Annotated in this window: 20 protein-coding genes and 1 tRNA gene; 9 read left to right on the plus strand and 12 right to left on the minus strand. The window is 43.7% G+C overall.

Features of this window, described 5'->3' with window-relative positions; translation table 11 throughout:
- Positions 1-7: 7 nt before the first annotated feature.
- The 3 genes from QUF61_RS01715 to QUF61_RS01725 all read right to left on the minus strand — a co-directional run bounded on the left by QUF61_RS01715 (position 8) and on the right by QUF61_RS01725 (position 2,694).
- Entirely contained in the window at positions 8-718 is a 711-nt protein-coding gene (locus tag QUF61_RS01715) for a DUF484 family protein (RefSeq protein WP_289680163.1), read from the minus strand.
- Positions 715-1,545 (minus strand): diaminopimelate epimerase, encoded by an 831-nt coding sequence (gene dapF / locus QUF61_RS01720; protein ID WP_289680164.1) that lies wholly within the window; start codon positions 1,543-1,545, stop codon positions 715-717. Before dapF ends, QUF61_RS01715 begins: the two co-directional genes overlap by 4 nt.
- Before the next feature lie 348 nt (positions 1,546-1,893).
- Positions 1,894-2,694 carry a LysM peptidoglycan-binding domain-containing protein gene (locus QUF61_RS01725; protein ID WP_289680165.1) on the minus strand — a complete coding sequence of 267 codons (801 nt, stop codon included), beginning with the start codon at positions 2,692-2,694 and terminating at the stop codon, positions 1,894-1,896.
- Between the two features lie 226 nt (positions 2,695-2,920).
- Between QUF61_RS01725 and QUF61_RS01730 the strand changes: the two genes are divergently transcribed.
- The 7 genes from QUF61_RS01730 (at position 2,921) to QUF61_RS01760 (ending at position 12,955) form a co-directional block, all read left to right on the plus strand.
- Positions 2,921-2,997: transfer RNA gene (locus QUF61_RS01730), tRNA-Arg, on the plus strand.
- A 214-nt stretch (positions 2,998-3,211) separates the two neighbouring features.
- Positions 3,212-3,421 carry a cold-shock protein gene (locus tag QUF61_RS01735; protein WP_103920470.1) on the plus strand — a complete coding sequence of 70 codons (210 nt, stop codon included), beginning with the start codon at positions 3,212-3,214 and terminating at the stop codon, positions 3,419-3,421.
- A 287-nt stretch (positions 3,422-3,708) separates the two neighbouring features.
- Positions 3,709-7,575: a hybrid sensor histidine kinase/response regulator gene (locus tag QUF61_RS01740; protein WP_289680167.1), complete on the plus strand. Its 3,867-nt coding sequence runs from the start codon at positions 3,709-3,711 to the stop codon at positions 7,573-7,575.
- A 111-nt stretch (positions 7,576-7,686) separates the two neighbouring features.
- On the plus strand, positions 7,687-8,625 hold the full coding sequence (gene miaA / locus QUF61_RS01745; RefSeq protein ID WP_289680168.1) for a tRNA (adenosine(37)-N6)-dimethylallyltransferase MiaA: 939 nt from the start codon (positions 7,687-7,689) through the stop codon (positions 8,623-8,625).
- 56 nt (positions 8,626-8,681) lie between these two features.
- Positions 8,682-8,927, plus strand: coding sequence for an RNA chaperone Hfq (gene hfq, locus QUF61_RS01750; protein ID WP_103918742.1), 246 nt, complete (start codon positions 8,682-8,684; stop codon positions 8,925-8,927).
- Positions 8,928-9,134: 207 nt separating this feature from the next.
- A complete protein-coding gene (gene hflX, locus QUF61_RS01755) occupies positions 9,135-10,460 on the plus strand; it encodes a ribosome rescue GTPase HflX (protein ID WP_289680169.1) in 1,326 nt (441 codons plus the stop codon).
- A 95-nt stretch (positions 10,461-10,555) separates the two neighbouring features.
- A complete protein-coding gene (locus QUF61_RS01760) occupies positions 10,556-12,955 on the plus strand; it encodes a thioredoxin domain-containing protein (RefSeq protein ID WP_289680171.1) in 2,400 nt (799 codons plus the stop codon).
- A gap of 393 nt (positions 12,956-13,348) precedes the next feature.
- On the opposite strand, the gene QUF61_RS01765 is transcribed toward QUF61_RS01760, so the two are convergent.
- The 9 genes from QUF61_RS01765 to QUF61_RS01805 all read right to left on the minus strand — a co-directional run bounded on the left by QUF61_RS01765 (position 13,349) and on the right by QUF61_RS01805 (position 22,514).
- Positions 13,349-13,945, minus strand: a complete 597-nt coding sequence (locus QUF61_RS01765; protein WP_103918739.1) for a NapC/NirT family cytochrome c — start codon at positions 13,943-13,945, stop codon at positions 13,349-13,351.
- Positions 13,946-14,277: 332 nt separating this feature from the next.
- Complete coding sequence (locus QUF61_RS01770) at positions 14,278-14,694, minus strand: nitrate reductase cytochrome c-type subunit (RefSeq protein ID WP_103918738.1); 417 nt, start codon at positions 14,692-14,694, stop codon at positions 14,278-14,280.
- A gap of 32 nt (positions 14,695-14,726) precedes the next feature.
- Positions 14,727-15,617 (minus strand): quinol dehydrogenase ferredoxin subunit NapH, encoded by an 891-nt coding sequence (gene napH, locus QUF61_RS01775; RefSeq protein WP_103918737.1) that lies wholly within the window; start codon positions 15,615-15,617, stop codon positions 14,727-14,729.
- A gap of 2 nt (positions 15,618-15,619) precedes the next feature.
- Positions 15,620-16,486 carry a ferredoxin-type protein NapG gene (gene napG / locus QUF61_RS01780; protein WP_103918736.1) on the minus strand — a complete coding sequence of 289 codons (867 nt, stop codon included), beginning with the start codon at positions 16,484-16,486 and terminating at the stop codon, positions 15,620-15,622.
- A 77-nt stretch (positions 16,487-16,563) separates the two neighbouring features.
- A complete protein-coding gene (napA, locus tag QUF61_RS01785) occupies positions 16,564-19,101 on the minus strand; it encodes a nitrate reductase catalytic subunit NapA (RefSeq protein WP_103918735.1) in 2,538 nt (845 codons plus the stop codon).
- Positions 19,098-19,358, minus strand: a complete 261-nt coding sequence (locus QUF61_RS01790) for a chaperone NapD (protein WP_103918734.1) — start codon at positions 19,356-19,358, stop codon at positions 19,098-19,100. Before QUF61_RS01790 ends, napA begins: the two co-directional genes overlap by 4 nt.
- The gene (gene napF / locus QUF61_RS01795; RefSeq protein WP_320416056.1) at positions 19,355-19,909 is read right to left on the minus strand and encodes a ferredoxin-type protein NapF; all 555 of its coding nucleotides are present in this window, start codon (positions 19,907-19,909) and stop codon (positions 19,355-19,357) included. The genes QUF61_RS01790 and napF overlap by 4 nt, the downstream gene beginning before the upstream one ends.
- A gap of 455 nt (positions 19,910-20,364) precedes the next feature.
- A complete protein-coding gene (locus QUF61_RS01800; RefSeq protein WP_103918733.1) occupies positions 20,365-20,835 on the minus strand; it encodes a MarR family winged helix-turn-helix transcriptional regulator in 471 nt (156 codons plus the stop codon).
- On the minus strand, positions 20,835-22,514 hold the full coding sequence (locus QUF61_RS01805) for an NAD-dependent malic enzyme (RefSeq protein ID WP_103918732.1): 1,680 nt from the start codon (positions 22,512-22,514) through the stop codon (positions 20,835-20,837). Before QUF61_RS01805 ends, QUF61_RS01800 begins: the two co-directional genes overlap by 1 nt.
- Before the next feature lie 312 nt (positions 22,515-22,826).
- Between QUF61_RS01805 and QUF61_RS01810 the strand changes: the two genes are divergently transcribed.
- Both QUF61_RS01810 and QUF61_RS01815 read left to right on the plus strand, forming a co-directional pair.
- On the plus strand, positions 22,827-23,813 hold the full coding sequence (locus QUF61_RS01810; protein WP_103918731.1) for an ABC transporter substrate-binding protein: 987 nt from the start codon (positions 22,827-22,829) through the stop codon (positions 23,811-23,813).
- Between the two features lie 92 nt (positions 23,814-23,905).
- Entirely contained in the window at positions 23,906-25,435 is a 1,530-nt protein-coding gene (locus QUF61_RS01815; protein ID WP_103918730.1) for a sensor histidine kinase, read from the plus strand.
- Positions 25,436-25,456 lie beyond the last annotated feature (21 nt).

Raw genomic sequence — 25,456 nt, forward strand, 5'->3', positions numbered from 1 at the left:
AACTGATTCATACTTGCCAGCGCCTTAACATCTGACTGACTAGCTTGCCCATATAACTGAGTAAATCGGTACTCATACCCGCATAAAACCGTGCCACATCAAGACTACCCAGTGCCAATATCCCTTGCGGTTTTGGAGTGCCCAGTGGTATTAACACCGCAGAGCCAAGTTTTAACTCGGGAAATAAATACGCAGCCTGGGCATTCGTCAGCCGACCACAGAGTGGCGTGCTGGTATTTAATACATTTTCAAACAGGTTAAATACTTGCGCATCATATTCTGTCAGTTCCTGGCGCAAGGCCATTTCTGCTTGTATCTGCGGTTCTTTCAGTGACACATCAAACAAACGCACGATAACAGCATCGGTGTTAAATTCTTCATTTAAGCTTTGATACAAAGTATCAAAAAATGCATCCAGGTCGGTTTGTTCCAGTAAAGCAGTCACTAAATGCTGAATCTGAACATTTAATACTTCATTACGCTTGGCTGCCTCAATCATGGTATTAATCTGGCGCTGCAACTGCTGATTCTCATCGCGCAGCACCCGTACCTGACGCTCAACCAATGAAATGGCGGCATCTGGCCCATGCGGAATATCCATTTTAGTCAATAAAGATTCGTGATGGATAAAAAAATCGGGGTGTTGTTGCAGATAAGCGGCAACTTTTTCCTCGGGTAATTGTTCTAAACTCGCACCACTAAAAGGATCGCTATTCATAATTCAATTGTTCCTTCAAAAACACGTATCGCAGGGCCGGTCATCCAGACTGGCTGTGTTATATCATCCCAACGTATTTGTAATACACCGCCGGGTAAGTCAACCTGCACCTGACTATCCAGCTTATTCCACAGGCGACCAATCACCATTGCTGCGCAAGCACCGGTACCACAGGCCAGGGTTTCGCCACTGCCACGCTCAAATACCCGCAACCGGATACGCTGGCGATTAATAATCTGCATAAAACCGACATTGACCCGCTGCGGGAAACGCGGATGAGATTCCAATAATGGGCCAATTTTAGCCACAGGCGCATGATCCACCGAAGGAATTTCCAGCACGGCATGGGGATTACCCATAGATACTGCACCAATACGCAGTTTTTGCTCACCCACTTGAATCTCGTATTCAAGTGCTTGTTGCTCAGCTTCAAACGGCAGTTCCAGCGGCTCTAGTAGCGGCACCCCCATATTCACTCGCACTTGATCATCGGTTTCCAGATACAGACGAATAATACCGGAATGGGTTTGTACCACCAACTCATCTTTGTCAGTTAAGCCCTGTTCCCGGACAAAACGGGCAAAGCAACGCGCACCATTGCCGCATTGCTCAACTTCCCCACCATCAGCATTAAAAATACGATAATTAAAATCCACTTCAGGAATACTGCCAGATTCCACCAGCAATACCTGATCGCAACCAATGCCGGTATGCCGATCCGCAATTTTGCAGATTTGCCCGGCAGTCAGCACTAAAGGATGGGCAACGGCATTAAACACCACAAAATCATTGCCTAAACCATGCATTTTAGTAAAAGAACGTTTCATCGTGATTACGCCCCTTCAGGGCTTGTTTTGCAAAAAACATTTTAAAAAGAACACAAAGAGCGCTTTATTTTTTTAGCAGCCATCCTTTATTGTCTGGCATCTTTGCGTGAAACTTGTTTTTGCTTAAGTTAATGACTTTGGGGCGTTGCCCCAAGAAATCCAAGCCCAGGCTTGGCCTCCTTTAAACTTAGGAGTGAGGATAAAATAAATACAGAAACTGGGCGCAGGATTTTTATTCATTTTCAAGGCGTGAAAACAGGCGCATAGCAAGCTATGTAACTGTTTTCACAACGCAGAAAATGGAGAAAAAGACCAGCCAAGTTGCTGAAGTTATAAAATTCTCGCTCCTTATGGCGCAACCCGCAATTGCTGACCAATACGTAAACTCGTTGAGCGTAAGTTATTTAAGGACATCATCTGACTCACCGTACTACCATAACGCCGGGAAATGCTGTACAAGGTATCACCAGGTTGTACAGTATGGTATTTCACGCTGCCATAGCTGGGTGCCACAGGCGCAGTATTGGGATAAGCCGGTACGCTGGTAGCACCAAGACGCAGTTGCTGACCAATACTTAAAGTCGCTGAACGCAGGCTATTGGCTGCCATTAATTGCTCAACACTTAAACCATAACGGCGGGAAATGCTGTATAAGGTTTCGCCAGGTTGCACGCTATGCACTGCACCATAGGCGGGTGTTGCAGGAGCAGGTGTATAAGTGGGTGCTGGGGTATAGGTTGGCGGCGGAGTATAGGTTGGCGGTGGGGTATAGGTTGGTTGTGCAACTGGCATTGTGGGACTGCCGCTAACACGCAATTGCTGGCCAATACTTAAGGCCGTCGATTGCAAACTATTTAAGGCCATAATCTGATTGACGCTAGTGTTATAGCGGCGTGAAATACTGTATAAAGTTTCCCCCGGTTGTACCACATGCATACCCGCTGGCACGCCGGTATTAACTGGCGGTGTCATCGTTGGCGGCGCACCTATTGGGCTACCAGGTTGTACCACTACCGTACCCGGTGGCGTCATACCTGGCCCCGTACCTGAGACTGGCGCAGGGATTTCCGGCACCACTTCAGTGCGACTGCAAGCAGCCAACAAAGAAATTGCAGCTACGCCAATGAGAACTTGAGTGGGTTGCTTCATAAGAAAACTCCTAGATCAATAAGTCGGGCATGAGATGTAAGCGACTTTCAGTAGCGAAGCGAATGAATGAAGCTTAACATCGAATTCAGGTTAATTAATATTATCTACCAATCATACACGGTATTTTATTGGTATTGAAGTGGACATTATGCGCTAAAACGGGTATGCTTTGCCGCCTTTATGTGTGTGGTATGACATGATTATCTATAAATAATGTCATGATTATGCGCCCGTAGCTCAGTTGGATAGAGTGCAGGCCTCCGAAGCCTGAGGTCACAGGTTCGATTCCTGTCGGGCGCGCCATTTCCCCCCAGCTTTTTATAAATTCTTTTCTTGACATCGTTAGTAAAGTCTATATGCTGCTGTTCCAGCTAGAAAAGAAAGAATCTTGTTTGAATCTACTGTTTCGTTGTTTTATTCGTAATTCCTCGTCCTGTTGTTTCTTAAGTGTCAATCTCATTTCCCGCTATTCAAGCCTCTTGAAGGCTCTCTTATATTTAATTTTCAGGATGTTATTATGTCTAATACTGTTAATGGAACCGTTAAATGGTTCAACGAAGCTAAAGGTTTTGGTTTTATCGAGCAGGAATCCGGCCCGGATTTATTTGCTCACTTTAGTGCCATTGTGAGTTCCGGATTTAAAACCCTGGCAGAAGGCCAGAAAGTTGAATTTACCGTCACTCAAGGCCCAAAAGGCCCACAAGCTGAGAATATTGTCGCTATTTAAATTGACAGCAATGTCGTTGCTTCGGTGTAAGTGATTGGCATTTATCTGTACTTTTAAATAAAAAAAGGTAAACCATTTGGTTTACCTTTTTTTTTGCAACAAGGATGGGGATTGCTCAGAGCATGAGCAGACGGGGAAACGATTGGGGCAATGCCATAACTTAAAAAAATAGATTAACAGTCGCCCCCATATCAGCAAAGCTATAACGCTAAACTAGCAACAAAAATATAAAAGTCGTGTATCGTTACATAAAATAATATTTTTTAGTATCCATAAAGGTTTACCTTGTGTTTTTTATCCAAATATTTTTATTGATGATTTTGCTCTGCTCACCACTATTGGCAGCACATAAAGAATCTCAGAATCTAATTTTTCATCACCTGTCTATAGAGCAAAGTCTATCGCAAAATACCATTTATGCCATTGCCCAGGATGATTTAGGCTTTATGTGGTTTGCAACCCGGGATGGATTGAATCGTTATGATGGTACGGATATTAAATCATATCGTTATGATGCAGAAAATGCGAATACGCTGGGTAATCATAAAATTCACAGTTTGTATTATGAGCCGGGTGGTTTGTTATGGATTGGCACGAAATCGGGTCTATTTGCTTATGATCGCAGCGCTGAGCAGGATAAAGATAAAAAGGAATTTATTCGCTATTGGGGAGAAAAAAATAATAAAAAAAATGCTAATTATGATATTCGAGCAATTTATGCCACGCAGGATAAACATCTGTGGTTCAGCACCGATGGCAATGGTTTGTATGAATTCAATCAAGATAAAACTTTTTTAAAGTCCTATCGGCATGATCCCGATGATCCCAAAAGTTTGAGTAATAATGCAGTCTGGTCGATTGTTGAAGATGATCAAGGTTTTATTTGGGTTGGCAGCGATGAAAACGGGCTAAACCGTTTGGATCGTGCCACCGGCAAATTTACACATTATTTATCGAACCCCAAAACAACGCCTTATCGGCAAAATCATATTACCCATTTAATTAAAGATCACCGGGGCATGTTATGGATAGGCACTGTCGGTGGTTTATTACATTTTGATCCGGTATCACAAACAGTAATTAAAACCTATACCCATGATCGGGAAAACCCAAACAGCTTGGCTAAGGATGAAGTTTGGACGATATTGGAAGAGCAAAATGGTTTTATCTGGATAGGTACTGATGGCAACGGTCTGGATGTTTTAAATCCCAAGACAGGTCAGTTTCATCATTATACTCATGATCCTTCAAATATCAGAACTCTCAGTCATAATGAGGTTATCTCGTTGTATAAAGACAGGGAGGGTGCTTTATGGGTGGGGACCGATGGTGGTGGCATTAATTATGGTCAGTTAGCGCCATTTCAACATTGGCATCACCGGGCGGACTCTCAAAATAGTCTGGCAGGTAATCATGTGCGCAGTTTGTTGCAGGATAAAGATGGTAGTCTTTGGGTTGCTACGGATGGATTTGGGCTTGATCATTTTTCCACCGATTATCAAAAGGTTGAACATTATCAATATGATAAAAATGATCCTTTCAGTTTGCCTGATAATAGGGTTCACAGTTTGCACCAGGATGCCAATGGTCAGATTTGGGTTGGAACGGACAATGCCTATTTAAGTTATTTTGATAAGGTACGGCAAGGTTTTGTCTCCTATGCTTATCAACCCGGTATGAAAAAAAACAATAATGCCATTCAGGCAATTACCAGTGATGTCGATAACCGCCTCTGGATTGGTACCCACCAAGGTTTAAGTGAATTTGATCGCCAACAGCAAAAATTTATTAAACACCCGCTATTAGTGCAGGAAAAACCACATGAACGGGATGAACTGTTATCAATTTCCGTTATTTACCCTGATCAACAAGGCAATCTCTGGATTGGTTCCCAGACGCATGGCCTGTTTCGTTTTAATCCAAAGCAACAAAAGTTACACCATTTTTCTGAAAATTATAAAAAAAAGGGGAATCTGACTGATCCTAATATCCTGACAATTTATCAGGATAGTGATTTACGATTATGGATAGGCACTGAAGGGGGTGGTTTAAATCTGTTTAAACCAGAGCATGAAAGTTTCCAGGCTTATCGGGAAAGTTCTTCTCCCCCACTGGCAAATGACTTTATTCATTGCATTTTAGAGGATAATGCCGGTTTTTTGTGGCTCAGCAGCCACCAGGGTCTGATTCGTTTTAATCCAAAAACTGGAGTCAGCAGTCGCTATAGCGTATTTGATGGATTGCAGGGCAATGAATTTACCTTAGCCTGTACCACAGGTATTGATGGTTATTTATTATTTGGTGGTCGTAATGGTTTTAATCGCTTTAACCCGCAAAACTGGGAAGCCGCTAAAACAGCCCCTAAATTATTAATTACAGCAATTGATGTTAATTCAGAAGGCAAAACCATCACATTATTAAAACAACCCAGTCCAACACCGGATGCTGTGCAGCTAGCTAGGCAGGAGAGTAGGCTTTCCGTTACATTTATGGCCCCCAGTTTTTTCCAGCATGAAAAAAATTATTACCGTTATCGTTTGAAGGGTTTGCATGCTAAATGGCTTAATATTAAACAAAACCGGGTAAACTACAGTTATTTACCACCTGGGAACTATACTTTTCAGGTAGAATTCAATTCACCTGCTTATGCAACAAAAAGTCGGGCTGAATTTGAACTGGAAGTACCTGAACCCTGGTGGTTATACCCCCCTTTTATTACATTAAGTACCTTTGTGTTAATTATCCTGATTACAGGTTTGTTATATTGGCGACATCAACGCCATCATCGATATCAGAAACAAATTTTAAAAAATCAGCTTGCAGATAAAAACCAGATATTACAAAAAGTTAATAAGAAACTACAACAAGAAGTCATGGTTCGGCGTCAATCTGAGAAACACTTATTGGACGCTAAATTATTGGCAGAACAAGCGCAGCAACAAGCGCAACAGGCCAATAAAGCAAAAAGTACCTTTCTGGCAAATATGAGTCATGAATTACGCACGCCCTTAAATGGTATTATGGGATATGCACAAATTCTGGAAATATCTTCCTCTCTGACCACTGAACAAATGGAGAGTGTACATACCATCTATCAAAGTGGTAATTATCTGCTGACTTTAATTGCCGATATTTTGGATTTATCCCGTATTGAAGCGGGAAAACTGGAATTTCATCCGCACTATTTTAAGCTGAGTAACTTTCTTGCAGGTATTAAACAAATGCTGCAGATCCGCGCCCGTCGTAAAGGACTTAAGCTAGAGTTTAATGCCAAGGCAGAAACCCTGGCCTTACAGGTATATTTTGATGAAAAGTGTTTACAGCAGATTTTATTGAATTTATTAAGTAATGCGATTAAGTTTACTGAAAAAGGCAATGTATCACTCAAAATCCAACAATATAATAAACAATTACGCTTCAGTGTGCGCGATACCGGTATTGCTATTCCACAACAGGAATTATCAAAAATTTTTGAACCCTTTCAACAACTTGCTAATCAAGGCAAAGTAAAAGCAAATGAGGAAGGTACGGGATTGGGTTTATCAATTACCCGTAAACTTATTGAGCAAATGGGGGGGCAGTTACAGGTTGAAAGTCAGGAGGGGGTAGGCAGCCATTTCTGGTTTGAATTAGCCTTGTTATCAGATGCAAGTTCTCTTAATACGGAGCGTGATAGATTTAATCATCAGCAAGCTTTCAGTAATGAGAAAAAAGTCATTGCTTATCGTCCACTATATGTTTCGTCTGAAAATGCTAATACACGGACAATTTTGGTGGTTGATGATCAAATCAAAAATCGTAACTTATTTCATCAGCTACTCATACCGCTGGGCTTTAAGGTGATGGATGCAGAAAATGGAAAACTGGCATTGAGCCTATTAGAGCGCTTATATGACAAGCATGAACTACCCAGCATAATCTTTATGGATCTCAAAATGCCGATAATGGACGGCTTAAGCTGTATTCGCACTATAAGAGCGGATCAGCGTTTTAGTGAATTAGCCATCGTTGTGCTGTCCGCTAATGTACTTGAACAACAAAAAACTGAAAGTTTCAGCGCAGGTTGTAATCATTTTATCACTCATCCTGTACAATTTTCAGAACTCTTGGACAGCATAGAAACTTATGCAGGCATTGAATGGATAAGAGAATAGGAACAGATATGACCCAATTTCGATATCTTCGCTGTTTTTTTGCCCATTTTCCGCGTTCCTAAAGAAAAAGCTGGATTAAAAAAGATATATTAGAATATAATAATATAGATTGTGAATACAGAAACCACCATCCAACAATCCCCCCCTGCAATTTTTTTAATGGGGCCAACCGCTTCTGGTAAAACAGATCTGGCAGTCACATTAGTGCAACAGTTTTCCTGTGAAATTATCAGTGTAGATTCTGCGCTGGTGTATCGCGGTATGGATATTGGCACAGCAAAACCAGATGCACAAACCTTGACCGCTGCACCGCATCGTTTATTGGATATTCGCAGCCCGTTGGAAAGTTATTCTGCGGCTGAATTTCGGGCAGATGCATTACAAGCAATGCACGAAATCACCGCACAGGGAAAAATCCCTTTATTGGTGGGGGGGACGGGTTTGTATTTCCGGGCTTTGCAACAAGGTTTAGCCAAACTGCCAAAAGCTGATCCCAAAATACGGGAAGCATTACTGAGCGAAGCGGAACAATGTGGTTGGATAGCCATGCATCAAAAATTGCAGGCTTGCGATCCACAATCAGCGCAAAAAATACATCCCAATGATCCGCAGCGTATACAAAGGGCATTGGAAGTGTATGAACTGACAGGGCAGCCCATGAGCGCTTTAGTGGCAGCGTCACAACCGCCACCGTTGCCATGGACAGTTATAAAAATGGTGTTGGCCCCGGATAAGCAAACGGTATTACACCCACGTATTCACAAACGTTTTGAACAAATGTTAGAACAGGGCTTGATTGAAGAAGTACGGGCCTTATTTCAACAAACAGAACTGAATTTACAATATCCAGCCATGCGCGCAGTGGGTTATCGTCAAGTCTGGTTATATCTGGAAGGCCAATTGACTTATGATGAAATGATTGCCGATGCGACTACCGCCACACGCAGACTGGCTAAACGGCAATTAACCTGGCTGCGCAAAGAACAAAACGCACATTGGTTTAAAAATGCAGAACAAGCACTGCAATGGTTGCAAAATTGCTTGACATAATTTGAGTTAAACTCAATCACAAATCACAATAAATAACTTTAATAAGGGGAAACTCCATGAGTAAAGGACAAACCTTGCAGGATCCATTTTTAAATGCGCTTCGTAAAGAACGTGTTCCCGTATCCATCTACCTGGTTAATGGCATCAAATTACAAGGACAAATTGAATCATTTGATCAATTTGTCATTTTATTAAAAAATGCCGTCAGCCAAATGGTATACAAACATGCTGTTTCTACTATCGTACCTGCGCGTAATGTAAAATATCTGCAAGATGATGAGGAAATTGATGCAAATCATTAATCCCTTTTAAAACATTACAATTCCTGTTTATAATGTTTTCTGTTGATATAACAAATTAAGGCTTTTGCAGTCCATAAATATAAATTTTTAGCCTCCCCTCCTTCCAGGAGGGGATTGAGGGTGGTAATCTAATACCGTCCCTTATCAACAGACGATTCACCATGAAGTATTCAACCTGCAACACTAAAAAATACAGGAGCAAGCAATTTGTTTGAACGCCCCCATAGCGGTAAGCAACAAGGCGAACGCGCCATTTTAGTATCCATCCGTTTTGACAACGAAGACTATAGCCCTGATGTTGAAGAATTTACGGAACTGGTCGCCGCAGCCGGGGTTACTCCCAGTATTATTCTGACCGGAAAACGCAGACATCCCGATCCCGCTTATTTTGTAGGCGGTGGCAAACGTCTTGAAATTGAAGCCGCAGTTGCTCAAGGCGAAGTGGATGTCATCTTATTTAATCACAGCCTTTCGCCTGCTCAATCCCGTAATCTGGAACGTGATCTCAATTGTCGTGTACTGGATCGCTCAGAAGTCATTCTCGATATTTTTGCGCAACGCGCGCGTTCCTTTGAAGGTAAGTTACAAGTTGAGCTGGCGCAACTGCAACACCTGTCCACCCGCCTGATTCGGGGCTGGACTCACCTGGAGCGGCAAAAAGGCGGCATAGGTTTGCGCGGCCCAGGGGAAACCCAGTTAGAAACTGATCGGCGTTTGATTGGTGATCGCATCAAGCAAATCCACCGCCGCCTGGAAAAAGTGCGTAAACAACGCGAGCAGGGCAGGCGCTCCCGACAAAAAGCGGAACTACCCGGTATTTCTCTGGTTGGTTACACCAACGCCGGTAAATCCACCTTATTCAATCGCCTGACAGAAGCAACCGTGTATGCCGCTGACCAACTTTTTGCCACGTTAGATCCCACTTTACGCCGTTTGGACTTACCCAACAAAGCCCCAATTATTCTGGCGGATACGGTAGGTTTTATTCAGCAGCTACCCCATGATTTGGTCGCCGCTTTTCGTGCAACGCTGGATGAAACTGTACAGGCCAAAGTTTTATTACATGTGGTGGATGCCAGTGATCCGGAACGACTGTTACGTATCGAACAAGTCAACGAAGTATTGTTGGATATTGGCGCAGACAAGGTGCCTCAGATTCTGGTCTACAACAAAATTGACAATCTGGAACAGGGCAAAGCCGCGCTGGAACGCGATGACGAAGGCCGTATTCGTAAGGTCTGGTTATCGGCGATTACCGGCGAAGGCATTGATTTACTGCAACAGGCATTGATTGAATGTGTTGCGGTGCATCGTGCGCGCCACCAGATTCGTATTCCGCTGGCTCATGCCAGGATTCGCGCCCGCTTCCATGCCTTAGGGCAGGTATTGAGTGAAGAATTTAATGAGCAAGGGGATTGCCTCATGGAAGTTGAAATCGAAGAGCGGCATTTTGCACCATTTAAGGATCAAGTTCAGGAATATAAACTGAGTCCAGAAGTCACTATCGACACCGCCGAGCATAAGTTCACATAGAGGGTTCTTTGACCGTGCGACACGGGCCGATGGATGGTGGCGTGAGCTGCCTTTAGCGCGGCGCTCTGGTAAAACAAGTTATGGAGACCGATTAAATGTTTAAGAAACTTTTTTTAATCCCATTACTGGTCATTACCATGCCCCATATCCAAACAGTTACCCAAGCCGCCACCCACCCCGGCGCTACTGCCTATCCAGATGCCTTGCAGCAAAAATTACAGCAGCGTCTGCAAGTCCTGGGTTCTGACTATAAACCCCGCACGGAACATCTGGAAGAAAGTGGTCAAGCCCAGTTCAATAATCGTTTATTGCTGGAAGACTCGCCCTATCTCCAGCAGCATGCGCATAATCCGGTAGACTGGTATCCCTGGGGGAAAGCGGCATTTGCACGCGCTAAAGCAGAAAATAAACCAATTTTTCTGTCCATTGGTTATGCCACCTGCCACTGGTGTCATGTCATGGAAAAAGAAAGTTTTGAGGATTTGGAGATTGCACATTTTCTGAATCAACATTTTATTGCCATCAAAGTTGATCGTGAGCAGCGCCCGGATATTGATGATATTTATATGAATGCGGTGTTAATCGTCAATGGCAGCGGCGGCTGGCCCATGTCCAGTTTCCTCGCCAGCGATGGCAAGCCGTTTTATAACGGTACCTATTTTCCACCTCAACGCTTTTTAGCAATTTTGCAACAAATTCAAAAACTCTGGCTAGAACAACAACCTCAATTGCTGGCGCAGGCAGAACAAATCAGTGCACGGGTTGCGCAGTACATGGGGGCGGAACACAGTGCGCAGGCATTAGGTGAGCAGGTCTTTCCCGCCGCCATGCGTGAAATTTTGCAGCGTCAGGATAACTTTCAGGGTGGCTTTGGACAAAGTCAGAAATTCCCACATGAGACCTGGTTATTTTTTCTGCTTAAAGCCGCAGAATCTGAAAACAATGCTTTGGCGCTGGATGCTGTAAAAACAGCCCTGGATGCCATGCAGCAAGGTGGGATTCATGATCAAATCGGTGGTGGTTTTCACCGTTATACTGTAGACCCGGAATGGCTCACCCCGCACTTTGAAAAAATGCTGTATAACCAGGCGCAACTGGCGCAGGTTTACTTATTAGCTTATCGCTTGACGGGGAATCAGTTATATGCGCGCACTGTCCGGCAAATTCTGGATTATGTGCTACGTGATATGACCGATAGTCATGGCGGCTTTTATTCCGCCACCGATGCAGACAGTCGCTTAACCCCTGAAAGTGAAGCCGAAGAAGGTTTATTTTTTTTGTGGACACCTGCACAGATAAAAGCTGCTTTACCGGCTGATTTAGCAAAACTGACAATCGATGTTTATGGTCTGACTAAAAACGGTAACTTTGAAGGCCGTAATATTTTATATCTTGAACAAGACTGGGCAACAATCGCCAAACAACATCAGCAGGATTTGCCTGTCTTGCTGAAAAAAATTGATGCCATTCGGGAAACGTTGTATCAGGTGCGTCAACAACGTCCTAAGCCCTTGCGTGATGAAAAAATTCTCACTGCCTGGAATGGACGCATGATTATGGTGCTGGCGAAAGCTGCGTTGTTATTGGAAGTGCCGCATTATCTCAGTGCCGCGCAAAAAGCCGCACAATTTTTGTTATCACGCAGCGAAGCAGGGCAGTTATGGCGGGTTTCCCTGCATGGGCAGGACTCCATCCCCGGCAACCTGGAAGATTACGCCGGTCTGATTGAAGCCTTAAACACCCTGTATGACGCTGATGGCAACAAGCAATGGCTACACCACGCGCAGCAATTAGCCGACAGCATGATAAAACAGTTTCAAGATTCAGAGCAGGGTGGTTTTTTTCTCAGTATTGCCGATGAACACTTGATAATACGCCCGAAAAGCCCGGAAGATGGCGCGGAACCATCCGGCAATGCCACCGCTTTACGCGCTTTGGTGCAATTGGCGGCGCGTAGTGGCGAAACCCGTTATCTGGAAACCGCGAGAAATAACTTAGCCGCTTTTGCCGGTCAGATTCAAGCGCAGCCTGCCAGCTTTGGTTATTTATTGGTTGCTGCTCAGGAATTACTGCGGGGTAGCAGTGCCGCGCTGCGTTATCTGGCGCAAGGCAACATTAAAATACACCTGCAACGTGATTTTAATGGTGATGACATACAAAATAAAGCCCGTTTGAGCATTACCATGCAACAAGGCTGGCACATTAATGCCAATCAACCGCTGCAAAAGTCTTTGATAGCCACTGAAATCTTTTTGCATTCGGAAACAAAACCAGATAAGACACTGCCGGTAAATGTATTGTATCCGGTTGCGGTAGAAGCGCGTTTAGGTTTCAGTCAGAAACCGTTACGCTTATATCAAGATACTGCTGTGTTTGAAGTGAGCTGGGTGCAAGACATCAAACCGCACACATTGGAATTGGTTTTACAAGCCTGTAATGATAAACACTGTCTGCCACCAGAAAAACTGTCATTTTTTCTGGATGTAGGTTCTTGAGTTCAGCGCAAGTTTCTTTCAGCACTAAATGTACTGAAAACTGCCTCCACCTCACGCTAAATTATTGATAGCAGATGCCAGATTTAAGATAATAACTATTCTGATGCAGAGGATCTAAAAACAGCCGTATATTCCTTTGCATTAAGCCAGGTTATAGTTTTCTTAATGCTGTCACAGTTTTTAATACCATATATTATTGTTCAATGTATAAAGATTTTGGAGGGGATTTATTAATTTGTAAAGAGGGAATTCAAACCCAGTTTACTAATGGAATAGCTTATAAAATTGATTTAAAGTAGAAAAACGCATAAGGGGGGGGATAAATATCAGAGCAACAAAAAACGCCGCAATACACTCTCGTAATACTGCGGCGCTTTTGTTCAAAGCATATGATTATTCTTCTGCTGGCATTTCAACTTTGAGTAAAGGATCAGCATCAACCGCTTCTTCCCAGCCTTGAGGCAGAGAGTGCGCGATACCTTTGTGACAGTCGATGCAGGTCATGCTGGGTTCTTTACCATCCTGCACTTCCCATACATGAGGATCATGACGTTCGGCACTGCGTTCTTCTTGTTTATCCAGATTCATGGAACCAAAGTTATGACAGTTACGGCATTCACGAGAGTTGGTGGATTTCATCCGCTTCCATTCACTCATAGCCATCGTCAGGCGGTATTCTTCAAATTTCTCTGGGGTGTCGATGGTGCCCATGAGTTTATGCCAAATCTCATTGGAAGCCTTGATTTTACGAATAATTTTATGTATCCATTCTTTTGGTACGTGGCAGTCAGGGCAGGTTGCGCGCACACCGGTACGATTAGACCAGTGGATAGTCTCTTGCAACTCTTGATAAACATTGTTTTCCATTTCATGGCAAGAGATACAGAATTCTTCAGTATTAGTGAGTTCCAGGGTCCAGTTAAACCCCCCCCACATTATGATACCTAATATAATACCAGTGACGAGTGTACCAGATATAAACTTAAACATAACTATTCCACTTTAATAAATGTAACTAATGTGACGCAATCCGAATTGACTTTGGTTTGAACCTTAGGTTTTTTCAGGCTAATCAATATAGCATGGTGCAAAAAACAGTTTTTTTATCTCTTATTCAAAAAATAAAAATGAAGCTTTTTCGTAACGCCAGAATGTAAATTTAAGGAAGCTAAAATTAGCCCCTTATACCCTTAAAAAAAGCCTCATATTATAACTTAAAATGAATTATTAATATATTAATAACTTATAATTTACTGTTATATTTATGAAGCATATAGCGCAAAATACCCCCTTCTGATAGAAGGAGGTAAGGCATTTATTCCTTAAAAGTTATTTTCAACTAAAGGTTGTGCGTTGACTTGTGGTGCATGACACTGACTACAGAAATAACGGCGTGCTGAAGGTGCTTCTAACTTCTTGCCATCACGATCTAAATAGTGACTTTCACCAATTGCTGGCGCTTTTTCCTTTTTATGATTTTTTTGGCTATGGCATTTCATGCAGCTATTATTTTTCAAGCTGATTTTTTCTTTCTCAATGCCATGTGGGATCATGGGAGGTTGCAACTTATAGCTACGCTTAATCCCGCCTTTTATCTTCTCTTGTTTCTTTTTATCGAACATTTCAGCACCTTTGTTGAGATCATGAGCACCTCGCAAGGATTGAACTTCCGCAGTTGCCGTAAGAGACAACATTGATGCCACGATGCCTACCATTAATGCTTGAATCATTTTTTTCATGATGCCCTCCACCAGGCTAAATATGTCAGACGCTAATGCGCCTTATCTTTAACTACACTCACTTTGATTTGGTTTTCAAAACGCAAACCGAATTTGAAGACGTCTTCCGAGCAGACATCAATACAGCGACCACAATTAGTGCATTCTGCCGCTGAAATCACCGGCCCGATACCCTTACCCGCACCTTTCAGTGCAGGTTTTATCACTTGCGGCTCAGGACAAACAACAAAGCAGTCCATACAATCATTACAAGCTTCACGCTTATCAGCGCGCACCCGCAATGGACTAAACCGCCCTAATAAACTGTATAAGCCCCCCATAGGACAGAGATGACTACACCAGCCACGTTTGGCAATCAGCAGGTCAAACAGGAAAATAGCAATCACTACCGCCCAGGCCAGACCGACACCAAAGATGATTCCCCGGTGTAAAATGGACACCGGATTAAACATCTCGTAAGCCATGCTGTTGGTCATTGCCGCCAGGATAAGCACCATTGCCAGCATCCAGTAACGCAGATTTCTGGAAAAACGTGCACCGCCACGAATACCTAAATACCTTCTCAGCCAGAAAGCGGCATCGGTAATCAGATTTACGGGGCAAACCCACGAACAATAAACCCTGCCGCCAACGAGCAGATAAAACAGCACAACAATCAGAAAACCGATAATGGCATCCACCGCAGGCACAAAACCTGTTGCCAGTATTTGCAAAAATAGAATCGGTTCCGTCATGGGCACAGTATCAAACAATAAGCTGGATGACAGATTACCTTTGATAATCCAGATACCGGCTAAAGGCCCAAGCAGGAATAACAGCATGACTGCCACCTGACTGAAGCGTCTTAGCAACAACCACTTATGTGCACCCAGCCAGCCTTTGGCTTTAATAGCATCCCGCCCAATTTCGCCAGACTTAATCATGCTTATTCTCCCAATCCACGGTTCAGTGCATCAATCGCACTATTAGGATCGGGCGATTCGGCATCATCTATAATCAGACCTTCACCATCATGCTCATAACGCACCCCTTCAGGCAGGTTATAACGGTGTTCGGTATCCGGCGTCACCAGGGCTTGACCAGCCTTGGATTTTTCTTCCCAGCCTTTACGGTAGTGCGAACCTAATTCACCTTGTACCAGAGGGTTGGGCAGCACGCGAATTGCCGATTCTTCAAGAATACAAACCTCTTCACATTTGCCACAGCCAGTACAGGCATCAGAATGCACCACCGGAATAAACAGGGCATGTTTACCAGAACGTTCGTTATGCCGTTTTTCCAGCGTTATTGCCTTGCCTCGGATAGGACAGATGTTGAAACAGACCTCGCAGCGCAAACCTAGAAAAGCAATGCAGGTTTCTTCATCAGAAACCACCGCCAGACCCATTCTAGCCTCATTAATATCAGTCAGCTCATGGCTGAGCGCGCCAGTGGGACAGACCGGTATGCAAGGAATGTCTTCACACATCTCACAACCGGCTTCACGGGCGTAAAAGTAAGGCGTGCCCATCGGCAGATCATCCCCCATCTTAGCCAGATGAAGCATGTCATAGGGGCAATCACGCACGCACAAACCACAACGGGTACAGGCAGCGAGAAAGTCCATTTCCGGTAAAGCACCTGGCGGACGCAATGCATTTGCGGGCAGAGCACCTGCACGCTGCGAATAAACGCCAATACCAAGTCCCAGCAGACCAACGCCGCAAGCGGTTCTGGCACTATCGACCAGAAACTGCCTGCGGGTTGTTTGCTGTGAGTCACCTTTTACTTTATTCCTGTTTTGGTCGCTCATGACAATTTACTCTAAGGCCAGTGTTCCATCACCAACAAAATACTGATATGCGAAGGCATATCAGTATTCTTCCATCTTTACGCCTTCACAACCTTGACCGCACACTTTTTGTAATCCGTTTCTTTAGAAAGCGGATCAGTCTGGTCAAGCGTGACCTTATTGATCAAACGACCAGCGTCAAACCAAGGCACAAACACCAGTCCCTCTGGTGGACGGTTACGACCACGGGTCTCTACGCGGGTGGTGATTTCACCGCGACGGGAAATTACTTTGACCTTGGAGCCATCACGCAGTCTGCGTTTTTTGGCATCTTTAGGATGCATATAGACCAAAGCATCAGGCACGGCACGATACAACTCAGGTACACGACGGGTCATGGAACCTGAATGCCAGTGCTCTAATACGCGACCGGTACACAGCCACATATCGTATTCAGCGTCCGGTGGCTCAGCTGCAGGTTCATAAGGCGCGGTAATGATATTAGCCTTGCCGTCTGGTTTGCCATAGAACTGGAGGCCGGAACCTTTGGCGACATGAGGATCATAACCTTCACGGAAACGCCACAGGGTTTCTTTACCATCAATAACTGGCCAGCGAATACCACGCGCTTTATGATAGGCATCAAAATCAGCCATTTCATGACCTTTTTTAGGCTTATCGTCTGCGGTATTAAACATGCGATATTCTTCAAACAAGCCTTTTTGTGGATAAAAACCGAAGTGTTTGGCTTCGTCATTATCATACTTGTTGCCCCGATCATCAGTCACTTGTTCCGCTGGGAACTTGTCGATCTGACCATTGGTATACAATATGTCATATAAGGTCTTATCGGCATATTCCGGCTTTTGTGCAATCAGGTCTTCTGGCCAGACATCTTTGACTTTGACGTACTTGGCAAATTCCATCAACTGCCACAAATCGGACTTGGAATCACCTGGTGCAGCAACCTGTTGACGCCAGAACTGGGTACGGCGCTCGGCATTACCATAAGCACCTTCTTTCTCAATCCACATTGCGGTGGGCAGCACTAAATCGGCACCCATCGCAGATATGGTTGGATAGGGATCACTGACGGCAATAAAGTTATCAGGATTACGCCAACCCGGATAAGACTCGTCATTGAAGTTAGCGGCTGCCTGGAGGTTGTTATTACACATGACCCAGAAGGTATTCATGACCCCATCTTTTAAGGCGCGGTGCATGGCAACAGCGTGAATCAGGGTTTTACCCATTTTCGGATCATTGGCGCGAGGAATCGTGCCTTCTGGCAGTTTCCATACTTTTTCAGCAAATTTACAGTGTGCTTCTTTTTTAACCACTAAATCTGCTGGCAGGCGGTGAGTAAAGGTACCCACTTCGCGTGCAGTACCGCAGGCAGAAGGTTGACCGGTCAGTGAGAATGGGCTGTTGCCAGGCTCAGAGATTTTACCCATCAATAAGTGGATATTGTAAACCAGGCCATTGACCCAAACGCCACGGGTATGTTGATTAAAGCCCATAGTCCAGAAGGAAGAGACTTTCTTTTTAGGATCGGCATAGGCTTTGGCCAGACGTTCCAGATTTTCCTTAGGCACACCGGATAACTTGCTGGTGTATTCCAGGGTGTAAGGTTCTAAGGACTTGGCATATTCTTCAAAAGTGATGCCGGACAGCTTGCCTTTACCTGGGTTCTTCGCCGCTTTTTCAAGTGGATGCGTTGGACGCAGACCATAACCAATATCGGTCGGGGTCTTTTTGAAATTAACGTGCTTATCGATAAATTCCTGGTTATACGCCTTGTTTTGAACAATATAGTTGGCAATATAGTTGGCAATCGCTAAGTCGGTCTGTGGTACGAAGGTGACTTCGTTATCAGCCAATTCATAGGAGCGGTGCTCATAAGTTGACATCACATGCACTTCACAACCGGGTTTGGTCAGACGGGTATCTGTCAGACGTGACCACAGGATTGGGTGCATTTCTGCCATATTCGCGCCCCACAGCACAAATACATCGGCGTGTTCCAGATCGTCATAACAGCCCATAGGCTCATCAATGCCGAAACCACGCATGAAAGCGCCTACCGCTGAAGCCATGCAATGACGCGCATTAGGCTCTAAGCTGTTGGAACGGAAACCGGCTTTCATCAATTTAGATGCGGCATAACCTTCCCATACGGTCCATTGACCAGAGCCGAACATGCCCACGCCTTTAGGGCCTTTTTTACGGGCTGCAATCCATTTTTCTGCCATGGTTTTGAAGGCTTCATCCCAGGAAACCGGTTCAAATTTACCATTTTTATCGTATTTGCCGTCTGTTTTACGCAGCAAAGGTTGGGTCAGGCGATCTTTTCCGTAAAGAATCTTCGGCAAGAAGTAGCCTTTAATACAGTTAAGACCACGGTTAACCGCTGCATCAGGGTCACCCTGAGATGCAACAACTTTACCGTCTTTCACGCCCATTAATACACTGCAACCGGTGCCGCAATAGCGACACGCCGCCTTATCCCAGCGAATGCCGTCATCCTGCTTTTCCGCAGCAAGTGCTTCTTTGGCACCGGGAATGGTTATCCCTGCGACAGAGGCCGTTGCTACAATGGCATTGGTTTTAATAAAATCCCGCCGTGTTTGTTTCATGACATAGTTTCCTCTTTGGTTGGTTCTTCATCTTCACGCTGATGGTAAATCATTGATGCCGATAGCACACCTTCCAGTCGCTGTATAGCGAGCATGGAATCCGCCATTTGATCTTCATCATCCTCTTCCAAGGTAACCACCGCACGTCCTTCTTCACTAATTCCATGGACTTCCACACCCGGTATGGCAAGCAATCGTTGCTCTACGGCTGCAAACCCTTCTGGATGCGCATGAACCAGAATCCCGCAAATATTCATGCAATCTCCTCTTGTTGATCCCGATCTAATGGTGATTCGGGCTGCTGCTCAAGCATGTGACTCACACTTACCGCATCAACTGGACAAACGGAAACACAAGCACCACAGCCTGTGCATTTATTATTTTCAATAGAAAGATCAGCACGACCGCCGACCTTGAGTTTGAAACGGATAGCACGGGTATCACAAACATCGCCGCAACTACGACAGGTGATCCCCTTTGTTGATAGGCACCGATCATTGATTTGCGCAACCATTGACCATGGCGGGTCAATTTCGCGACTCAATGCCCCGGTTTTGCAGACGGTAACACAATCACCACAGAAACTGCATTCTCCCTGCTTAAAATTAACACCTGGAAATCCGCCATCAGTCATCACAATAACATGTTCTTCACAGCTTTTAATACAATCGCCACAGCGAGAACAAAGTGTGTGAAATGAAGATAAAACTGCCCAGGGTGGACGTAATGGCAATTGGCCTAGATCACGAACACGACCTCGGAGCAAATTTCGGCGGCTAATATCCACGGTAGTTGAATGCATTCCCATCAAAATTGTAATGATAATCGGGCTTAGTGTAGCTTAACGCTAAGTAATGATAATTGATAAAGATCAATGCGTCTGGAGTTCAAACGATGCAGCTACCCTAAACCTTTCAAGGTTTTTTTTCAAAATTTTTTTACCTAGTATTACAAAGATTAATATAGATTATAAAAACCAGGTATCTTTACGTATATTCATTGGCAAGTCAATTGCTGTAGTCTTTAATAAACCAAATAAAATTTGTTTACAAACAATATATTAGAATCTTCTGATAAAGGAATTAACAAGATTCTGCTATCAATCACCCACTCACTACCCTGAATACGCCAGGAAATTTCATATTGGGCCTTGCTTATGAAAACATTACAAAAAATACTCGCTACCCCTATCGGTATCTTGCTGATATACGGCGTTTTATTCGCAATAGGATTTGGCAGCGGCCTATGGAGCTTCACCCAGTTTTAGGATGTTGATAATCGTGCCAGTCTTTGCTGTATATCCTGCAAAGTCTGGCTACTCTGTTGCAGTGCCTTGGTATCCAGGTTTTGTCCCAGCAACTTAATCAAACGCTCGATTTTCCCGGATAAAATACTTAACTGCTTTTCGCCCTGCGGCGTTAAACTCAAAAAGGCTTCTCTTGGATTATTGAGATTTTTGGCCGTGGCAACTGCACCTTGCTCAATAAGTTGTTCTACCATCTTTTTGACACTTTCCTGTGGCAGCGCACGTTCTGCTGCGAGTTGTGAGACATGTGCCTCACCACCAGCGGCAGCAATGCTACGCATCAGATTCCACGCCCCCAGACCCTCGTCAGAAACCATGCCTAAGTTTCTACCGATACCTTGCAGGCGAAAAAAAGTCTGAAAAACATCCCAGATCAAGGTTTCCAGGGCGCGTTCTGATTCCGAAAGGTTACTTGCTGAAAAATTCATTACACATAACTCCGATAATGAGGTTCATACATTCTCTGCTGGATATCTGCCAGCAAATCATCTGGTTTTGCCGCACTCGCAAGCCCCTGCTCATAGGCTAACTGCGCAACAGCAACTGCAATTTGTAAAGAAACAGCGCGAATACTGCTTAATGCCGGGTAAATCCGGCCTTTTTCCAAATCAGTTTCACTCACTTGCTCTGACAAGGTTTTGGCGGCAATAAAAAACATTTGATCCGTTACCCGGGTGCTTTGCGCGGCAATCACACCTAAACCGACACCGGGGAAAATATAGGCATTATTACCCTGTCCCGGCACAAATTGCCGACCTTTGTAATCCACTGGGGCAAAGGGGCTGCCACTGGCAAAAATTGCGCGTCCTTCAGTATGCTTATAGGCTTGTTCAGCAGTACACTCTGCTTTAGAGGTTGGATTAGAGAGTGCAAAAATAACTGGGCGTTCGTGATAAGTCGCCATTGCTTCCAAGACTTCGGAAGTAAAACTCCCGGCCTGCCCGGATACACCGATAATTGCTGTGGGCTTTAAGTCGTGTACTGCCTGTAAAAAGCTTTCCGCTGGCGGATGTTCATGGGCATATAAGGCCTTATGCTTGTTTAAGCCATCACGCCCCGCGATAACCAGCCCCCTGGAATCTACGAACCAGCAGCGCTTTAAGGCTTCAGTTTCACTCATGCCTTCTGCAATCATCGCGGTGCAAATCATATGGGCAATACCCATACCAGCCTCGCCTGCCCCCATAAACAAGACTTTTTGCTCAGCGATGGATTTTCTGGAAATGCGCAATGCCGCATAAAGCCCTGCCAGCGCAACCGACCCCGTACCTTGAATGTCATCGTTAAAGCTGCAAATACGGTCTTGATATTTTTCCAGCATACGAAAAGCATTATGATTGGCAAAATCTTCAAACTGTACCAATGCGTGTGGATACAACGCCTGTACTGCCTGAATAAATTCTTCAACTAATGCATCATAAGCCTCACCTGTTAAACGCGCCTGCGGCAAACCCGTATAAAAAGGATCGTCTAATAATTTTTGATTATTGGTACCAACATCCAGCAATACCGGCAAACAATGATCGGGCAAAACGCCAGCACAAGCAGTATACAAAGATAATTTACCCACCGGAATGCCCATGCCAAAAGCACCCAGATCGCCTAAACCCAGGATACGTTCGCCATCAGTCACCACAATAACCCGCACATCTTTAATCGGCCAGTTTTGTAATAAGTTTTTAATGTCGCCTTTATCTGCCGCAGACAGATAAATGCCTTGTGGATCCTGAAAAATATGTCCATATTTTTGACAGGCATAACCTACAGTCGGGGTATAAATAATCGGCATCAATTCTTCAAGGTTTTCAATGATTGTACGATAAAACAGGGTTTCATTCCGATTATGCAAAGCCATCAAATAAACAAACTGATCCAGCGGCGAAGCTAAGTCTCTGACCCGTCGCAAAATACGTTGCATCTGATCATCTTGTGCATAAATGCGGGGGGGAAGCAGACCACGTAAATTGAGCACATCCCGTTCTTCAAGCGTAAACGCCATACCCTTATTGAGTCGGGGGTTGTTGATAATTGCACAGCCTGTCGGTAATTCTTCAACAGACAGGGCGATGCCAGTATGGGTCGATAACGCATTCTCAAAAACGGTCATGCAGTTCTCCTATAGATAAAAAAATGGATGACAAAGGTTTTACCTGCCACTATCAAAGGTGTCAAGTTACAGCGTATTACGTTGGTTACAAATTTTTTACACGGTAGGGCAGAGGTGAGCTGCTAAGTCAGCATATTTATCCTTATAGTGTAAGTTTTTACCTACTTAATATCACTTTAAGCATAGCTGTGCTGAGCAATTAATGATAATATTTCCATTTTATTACTCAAGAAACAAAATTTTCATAATACCTGAATATTATGCAAAAATAGTTTTTACGTAATACCAATAAATCATAGAGGTTACTCAAATATGTTCGCGCGCGTGGCGATTATTATCACTGTTTATTTGTTCACCTGCTTTACACCGGCGGTTTATGCACAAAATGCTAAAAAGATTTTATTTATAAATTCTTACCATCAGGGGTATGCCTGGAGTGATGGTATTATCGAAGGTGTCCGCTCGGTATTAGATAATCCCACACTTAAAACCCAATTTAAGCAGGGTCTTAAATTGGAAATGATCGAGATGGATACAAAACGCAATCATGATGAGCAGTTTCGCCAGAAAGCTGCATTAAGGGTAAAAAATAAAATTGAAAGTTTTCAACCTGATGTGGTCATTGCAGCGGATGATAATGCCTCCAGATATGTGATCAAAGCTTATTATCAGGATTCTGACTTACCTTTTGTATTTTGTGGGCTGAACTGGGACTCCTCGATTTATGGTTTTCCCTACAAAAATGTTACAGGCATGGAGGAGGTTTCACTGCTGCCACAAGTATTAAATCATTTGAAAACCTATGCCAAAAATAAAAAAAGCATTGGTTTTATCGCCGGGAATGCAGAAACTTCCAGGAAAGAACTTAAATATCACCACAAACTATTTAATATACAATACGATAAGGTATATTTTGTCAATAGCTTTGCACAGTGGAAAGAAAAATACCTGCAATTACAAGATGAAGTGGACATGTTAATGATGCTTAATCACGCCGGTATTAATGACTGGGATATTGAGGCAGCCAAGCATTTTGTAGAAAAAAATACCCAAATTCCCAGTGGTACCATGAACAAATGGGATATGCCTTATGCCATGCTGGGCATTACCAAAATTGCACAGGAACAGGGGCGTTGGGCGGCACATGCCAGTTTGAAAATTATTCAGGGCATTAAACCCAGGGAAATTGCCATTACTCAAAATACAGAAGGCAAACTCATCTTAAATATGCGTATTGTGAACAAATTAGGTATTCATATTGCTTTACCCTTATTACGGATCGCAACTTTTGTTAAATAATTGATTATGCAAGCCGATTTATTTGCCTGATCATTTTTACTTTGAATCTGATTTTATTCATACCTTATAGCCACTGAAAAACTGCCAGACACATGAAAATACAGACTAAATTATTTTTATTGATTTTTATTATTTTAACCGCCTTAGGGGTACCCATTGTTTTGGCAGGTTATTATGTGATGAATCAATTGATCTATACTGCGCATCAACAGGGATTCAGCCGGGAAATCACCCATATTAAAACTAAAATTGAGAAAGATTATCAAACCCTGAAAGATGCTGGTGTAGCCGACATCAAGCAATATCATGAAGAAGCGCAGGAAACCTTATTAAATGCGTTGAAAAATTATGAATACGGTGAAACCGGACATTTATATGTTTTAACTACTGATGCCAAGGTGTTATTACATCAGGGGCATCAACGGGGCGAGACTTTTTCTCCTGATTTCGTACAAGATATGCTGAACAAACAGGAAGGTTTTACGGAATATGAATACCAGGATAAGGATTTTATTGCTGCCTACCTCACCTCAAAAGAATGGAACTGGTTGATCGTACTTGAAATTACCAAAGATGAAATATTTGCGATAAGAAGCTTATATATTAATTTTATTGGTGCCGTCAGTACGGTTATTTTTCTTGTATTATTATTGCTGTCTTATGTCATCACTCGCCGTAGCAGCTTACGCATTAAAGGCACTTTAAATTATTTAAAACATGTGGAGAGCGGTCATATTCATGCCCAATCGCCTGAAATTGCAAAAGATGAGCTGGGTGTAATTCAACGTGGCATCAATTCCATGGTGGAAAAAATAACGGCTGTCAATTTATCCATGCATCATGAAATTGCACAACGGCGTATTGCTGAAGATGATATGCGTCAGGCAAAAGAAGAAGCGATTCAAGCAAATCTGACAAAAAGCCGCTTTATCGCCAATATGAGTCACGAACTGCGTACCCCGCTGAATGCAATTATCGGTTACAGCGAAATGCTCATGGAAGACCTGGAAGAAAATCTTGAGATGGCAGGAGATGCTGAAAAAATTCATAATTCAGGGCGACATTTACTGGGGCTGATTAACGATGTGCTGGATATATCCAAAATTGAAGCGGGGAAAATGGAAATTCACCCAGAAAAATTTGATCTTAATAGTGTGTTACATGAGATTTCTGACACGGTAGCGCCTTTGATTGCTAATAAAGATAATACGCTGGAACTAAAATTTGACGATAATCTGGGTGAAGTGTATACCGATCTCACCAAGTTACGGCAAATTCTACTAAACCTGCTGAGTAATGCTGCAAAATTCAGCGAACAGCACCCGATTATTTTCGAAGCCAAGCGACTGATTAACAGTCACTCAGATAATATACAAATCAAAGTTATTGATACTGGCATTGGTATGAACGCTGAGCAGCAAGATAAAATCTTTAAGGCATTCACCCAGGCTGATACCTCAACCACCCGTGAATACGGGGGTACTGGTCTGGGTTTAGCCATTAGTCGCCAGTTTGCCATTATGATCGGGGGCGATATCCACGTAAACAGCGAAGTCGGGGTGGGCAGCACCTTCACCCTGGAAATGCTTTCCAATCTTCAATCCCAGCAAACCCTGCAATAAAAAATGGGGTTCCGAGACAAT

This window comes from Candidatus Venteria ishoeyi (genome assembly GCF_030378065.1).
Classification (GTDB): domain Bacteria; phylum Pseudomonadota; class Gammaproteobacteria; order Beggiatoales; family Beggiatoaceae; genus Venteria; species Venteria ishoeyi.

Excerpts from the sequence above, each read along its gene's own strand:
- QUF61_RS01735 (WP_103920470.1), top strand. The coding sequence starts at position 3,212 with ATGTCTAATACTGTTAATGGAACCGTTAAATGGTTCAACGAAGCTAAA.
- QUF61_RS01805 (WP_103918732.1), bottom strand. The coding sequence starts at position 22,514 with ATGACCGTTTTTGAGAATGCGTTATCGACCCATACTGGCATCGCCCTG.
- napA (WP_103918735.1), bottom strand. The coding sequence starts at position 19,101 with ATGAAACAAACACGGCGGGATTTTATTAAAACCAATGCCATTGTAGCA.
- QUF61_RS01760 (WP_289680171.1), top strand. The coding sequence starts at position 10,556 with ATGTTTAAGAAACTTTTTTTAATCCCATTACTGGTCATTACCATGCCC.
- QUF61_RS01725 (WP_289680165.1), bottom strand. The coding sequence starts at position 2,694 with ATGAAGCAACCCACTCAAGTTCTCATTGGCGTAGCTGCAATTTCTTTG.
- QUF61_RS01800 (WP_103918733.1), bottom strand. The coding sequence starts at position 20,835 with ATGAATTTTTCAGCAAGTAACCTTTCGGAATCAGAACGCGCCCTGGAA.
- hfq (WP_103918742.1), top strand. The coding sequence starts at position 8,682 with ATGAGTAAAGGACAAACCTTGCAGGATCCATTTTTAAATGCGCTTCGT.
- QUF61_RS01770 (WP_103918738.1), bottom strand. The coding sequence starts at position 14,694 with ATGAAAAAAATGATTCAAGCATTAATGGTAGGCATCGTGGCATCAATG.
- QUF61_RS01765 (WP_103918739.1), bottom strand. The coding sequence starts at position 13,945 with ATGTTTAAGTTTATATCTGGTACACTCGTCACTGGTATTATATTAGGT.
- napF (WP_320416056.1), bottom strand. The coding sequence starts at position 19,909 with ATGGGAATGCATTCAACTACCGTGGATATTAGCCGCCGAAATTTGCTC.
- QUF61_RS01810 (WP_103918731.1), top strand. The coding sequence starts at position 22,827 with ATGTTCGCGCGCGTGGCGATTATTATCACTGTTTATTTGTTCACCTGC.
- napG (WP_103918736.1), bottom strand. The coding sequence starts at position 16,486 with ATGAGCGACCAAAACAGGAATAAAGTAAAAGGTGACTCACAGCAAACA.
- QUF61_RS01790 (WP_103918734.1), bottom strand. The coding sequence starts at position 19,358 with ATGAATATTTGCGGGATTCTGGTTCATGCGCATCCAGAAGGGTTTGCA.
- QUF61_RS01815 (WP_103918730.1), top strand. The coding sequence starts at position 23,906 with ATGAAAATACAGACTAAATTATTTTTATTGATTTTTATTATTTTAACC.
- napH (WP_103918737.1), bottom strand. The coding sequence starts at position 15,617 with ATGATTAAGTCTGGCGAAATTGGGCGGGATGCTATTAAAGCCAAAGGC.
- dapF (WP_289680164.1), bottom strand. The coding sequence starts at position 1,545 with ATGAAACGTTCTTTTACTAAAATGCATGGTTTAGGCAATGATTTTGTG.
- QUF61_RS01715 (WP_289680163.1), bottom strand. The coding sequence starts at position 718 with ATGAATAGCGATCCTTTTAGTGGTGCGAGTTTAGAACAATTACCCGAG.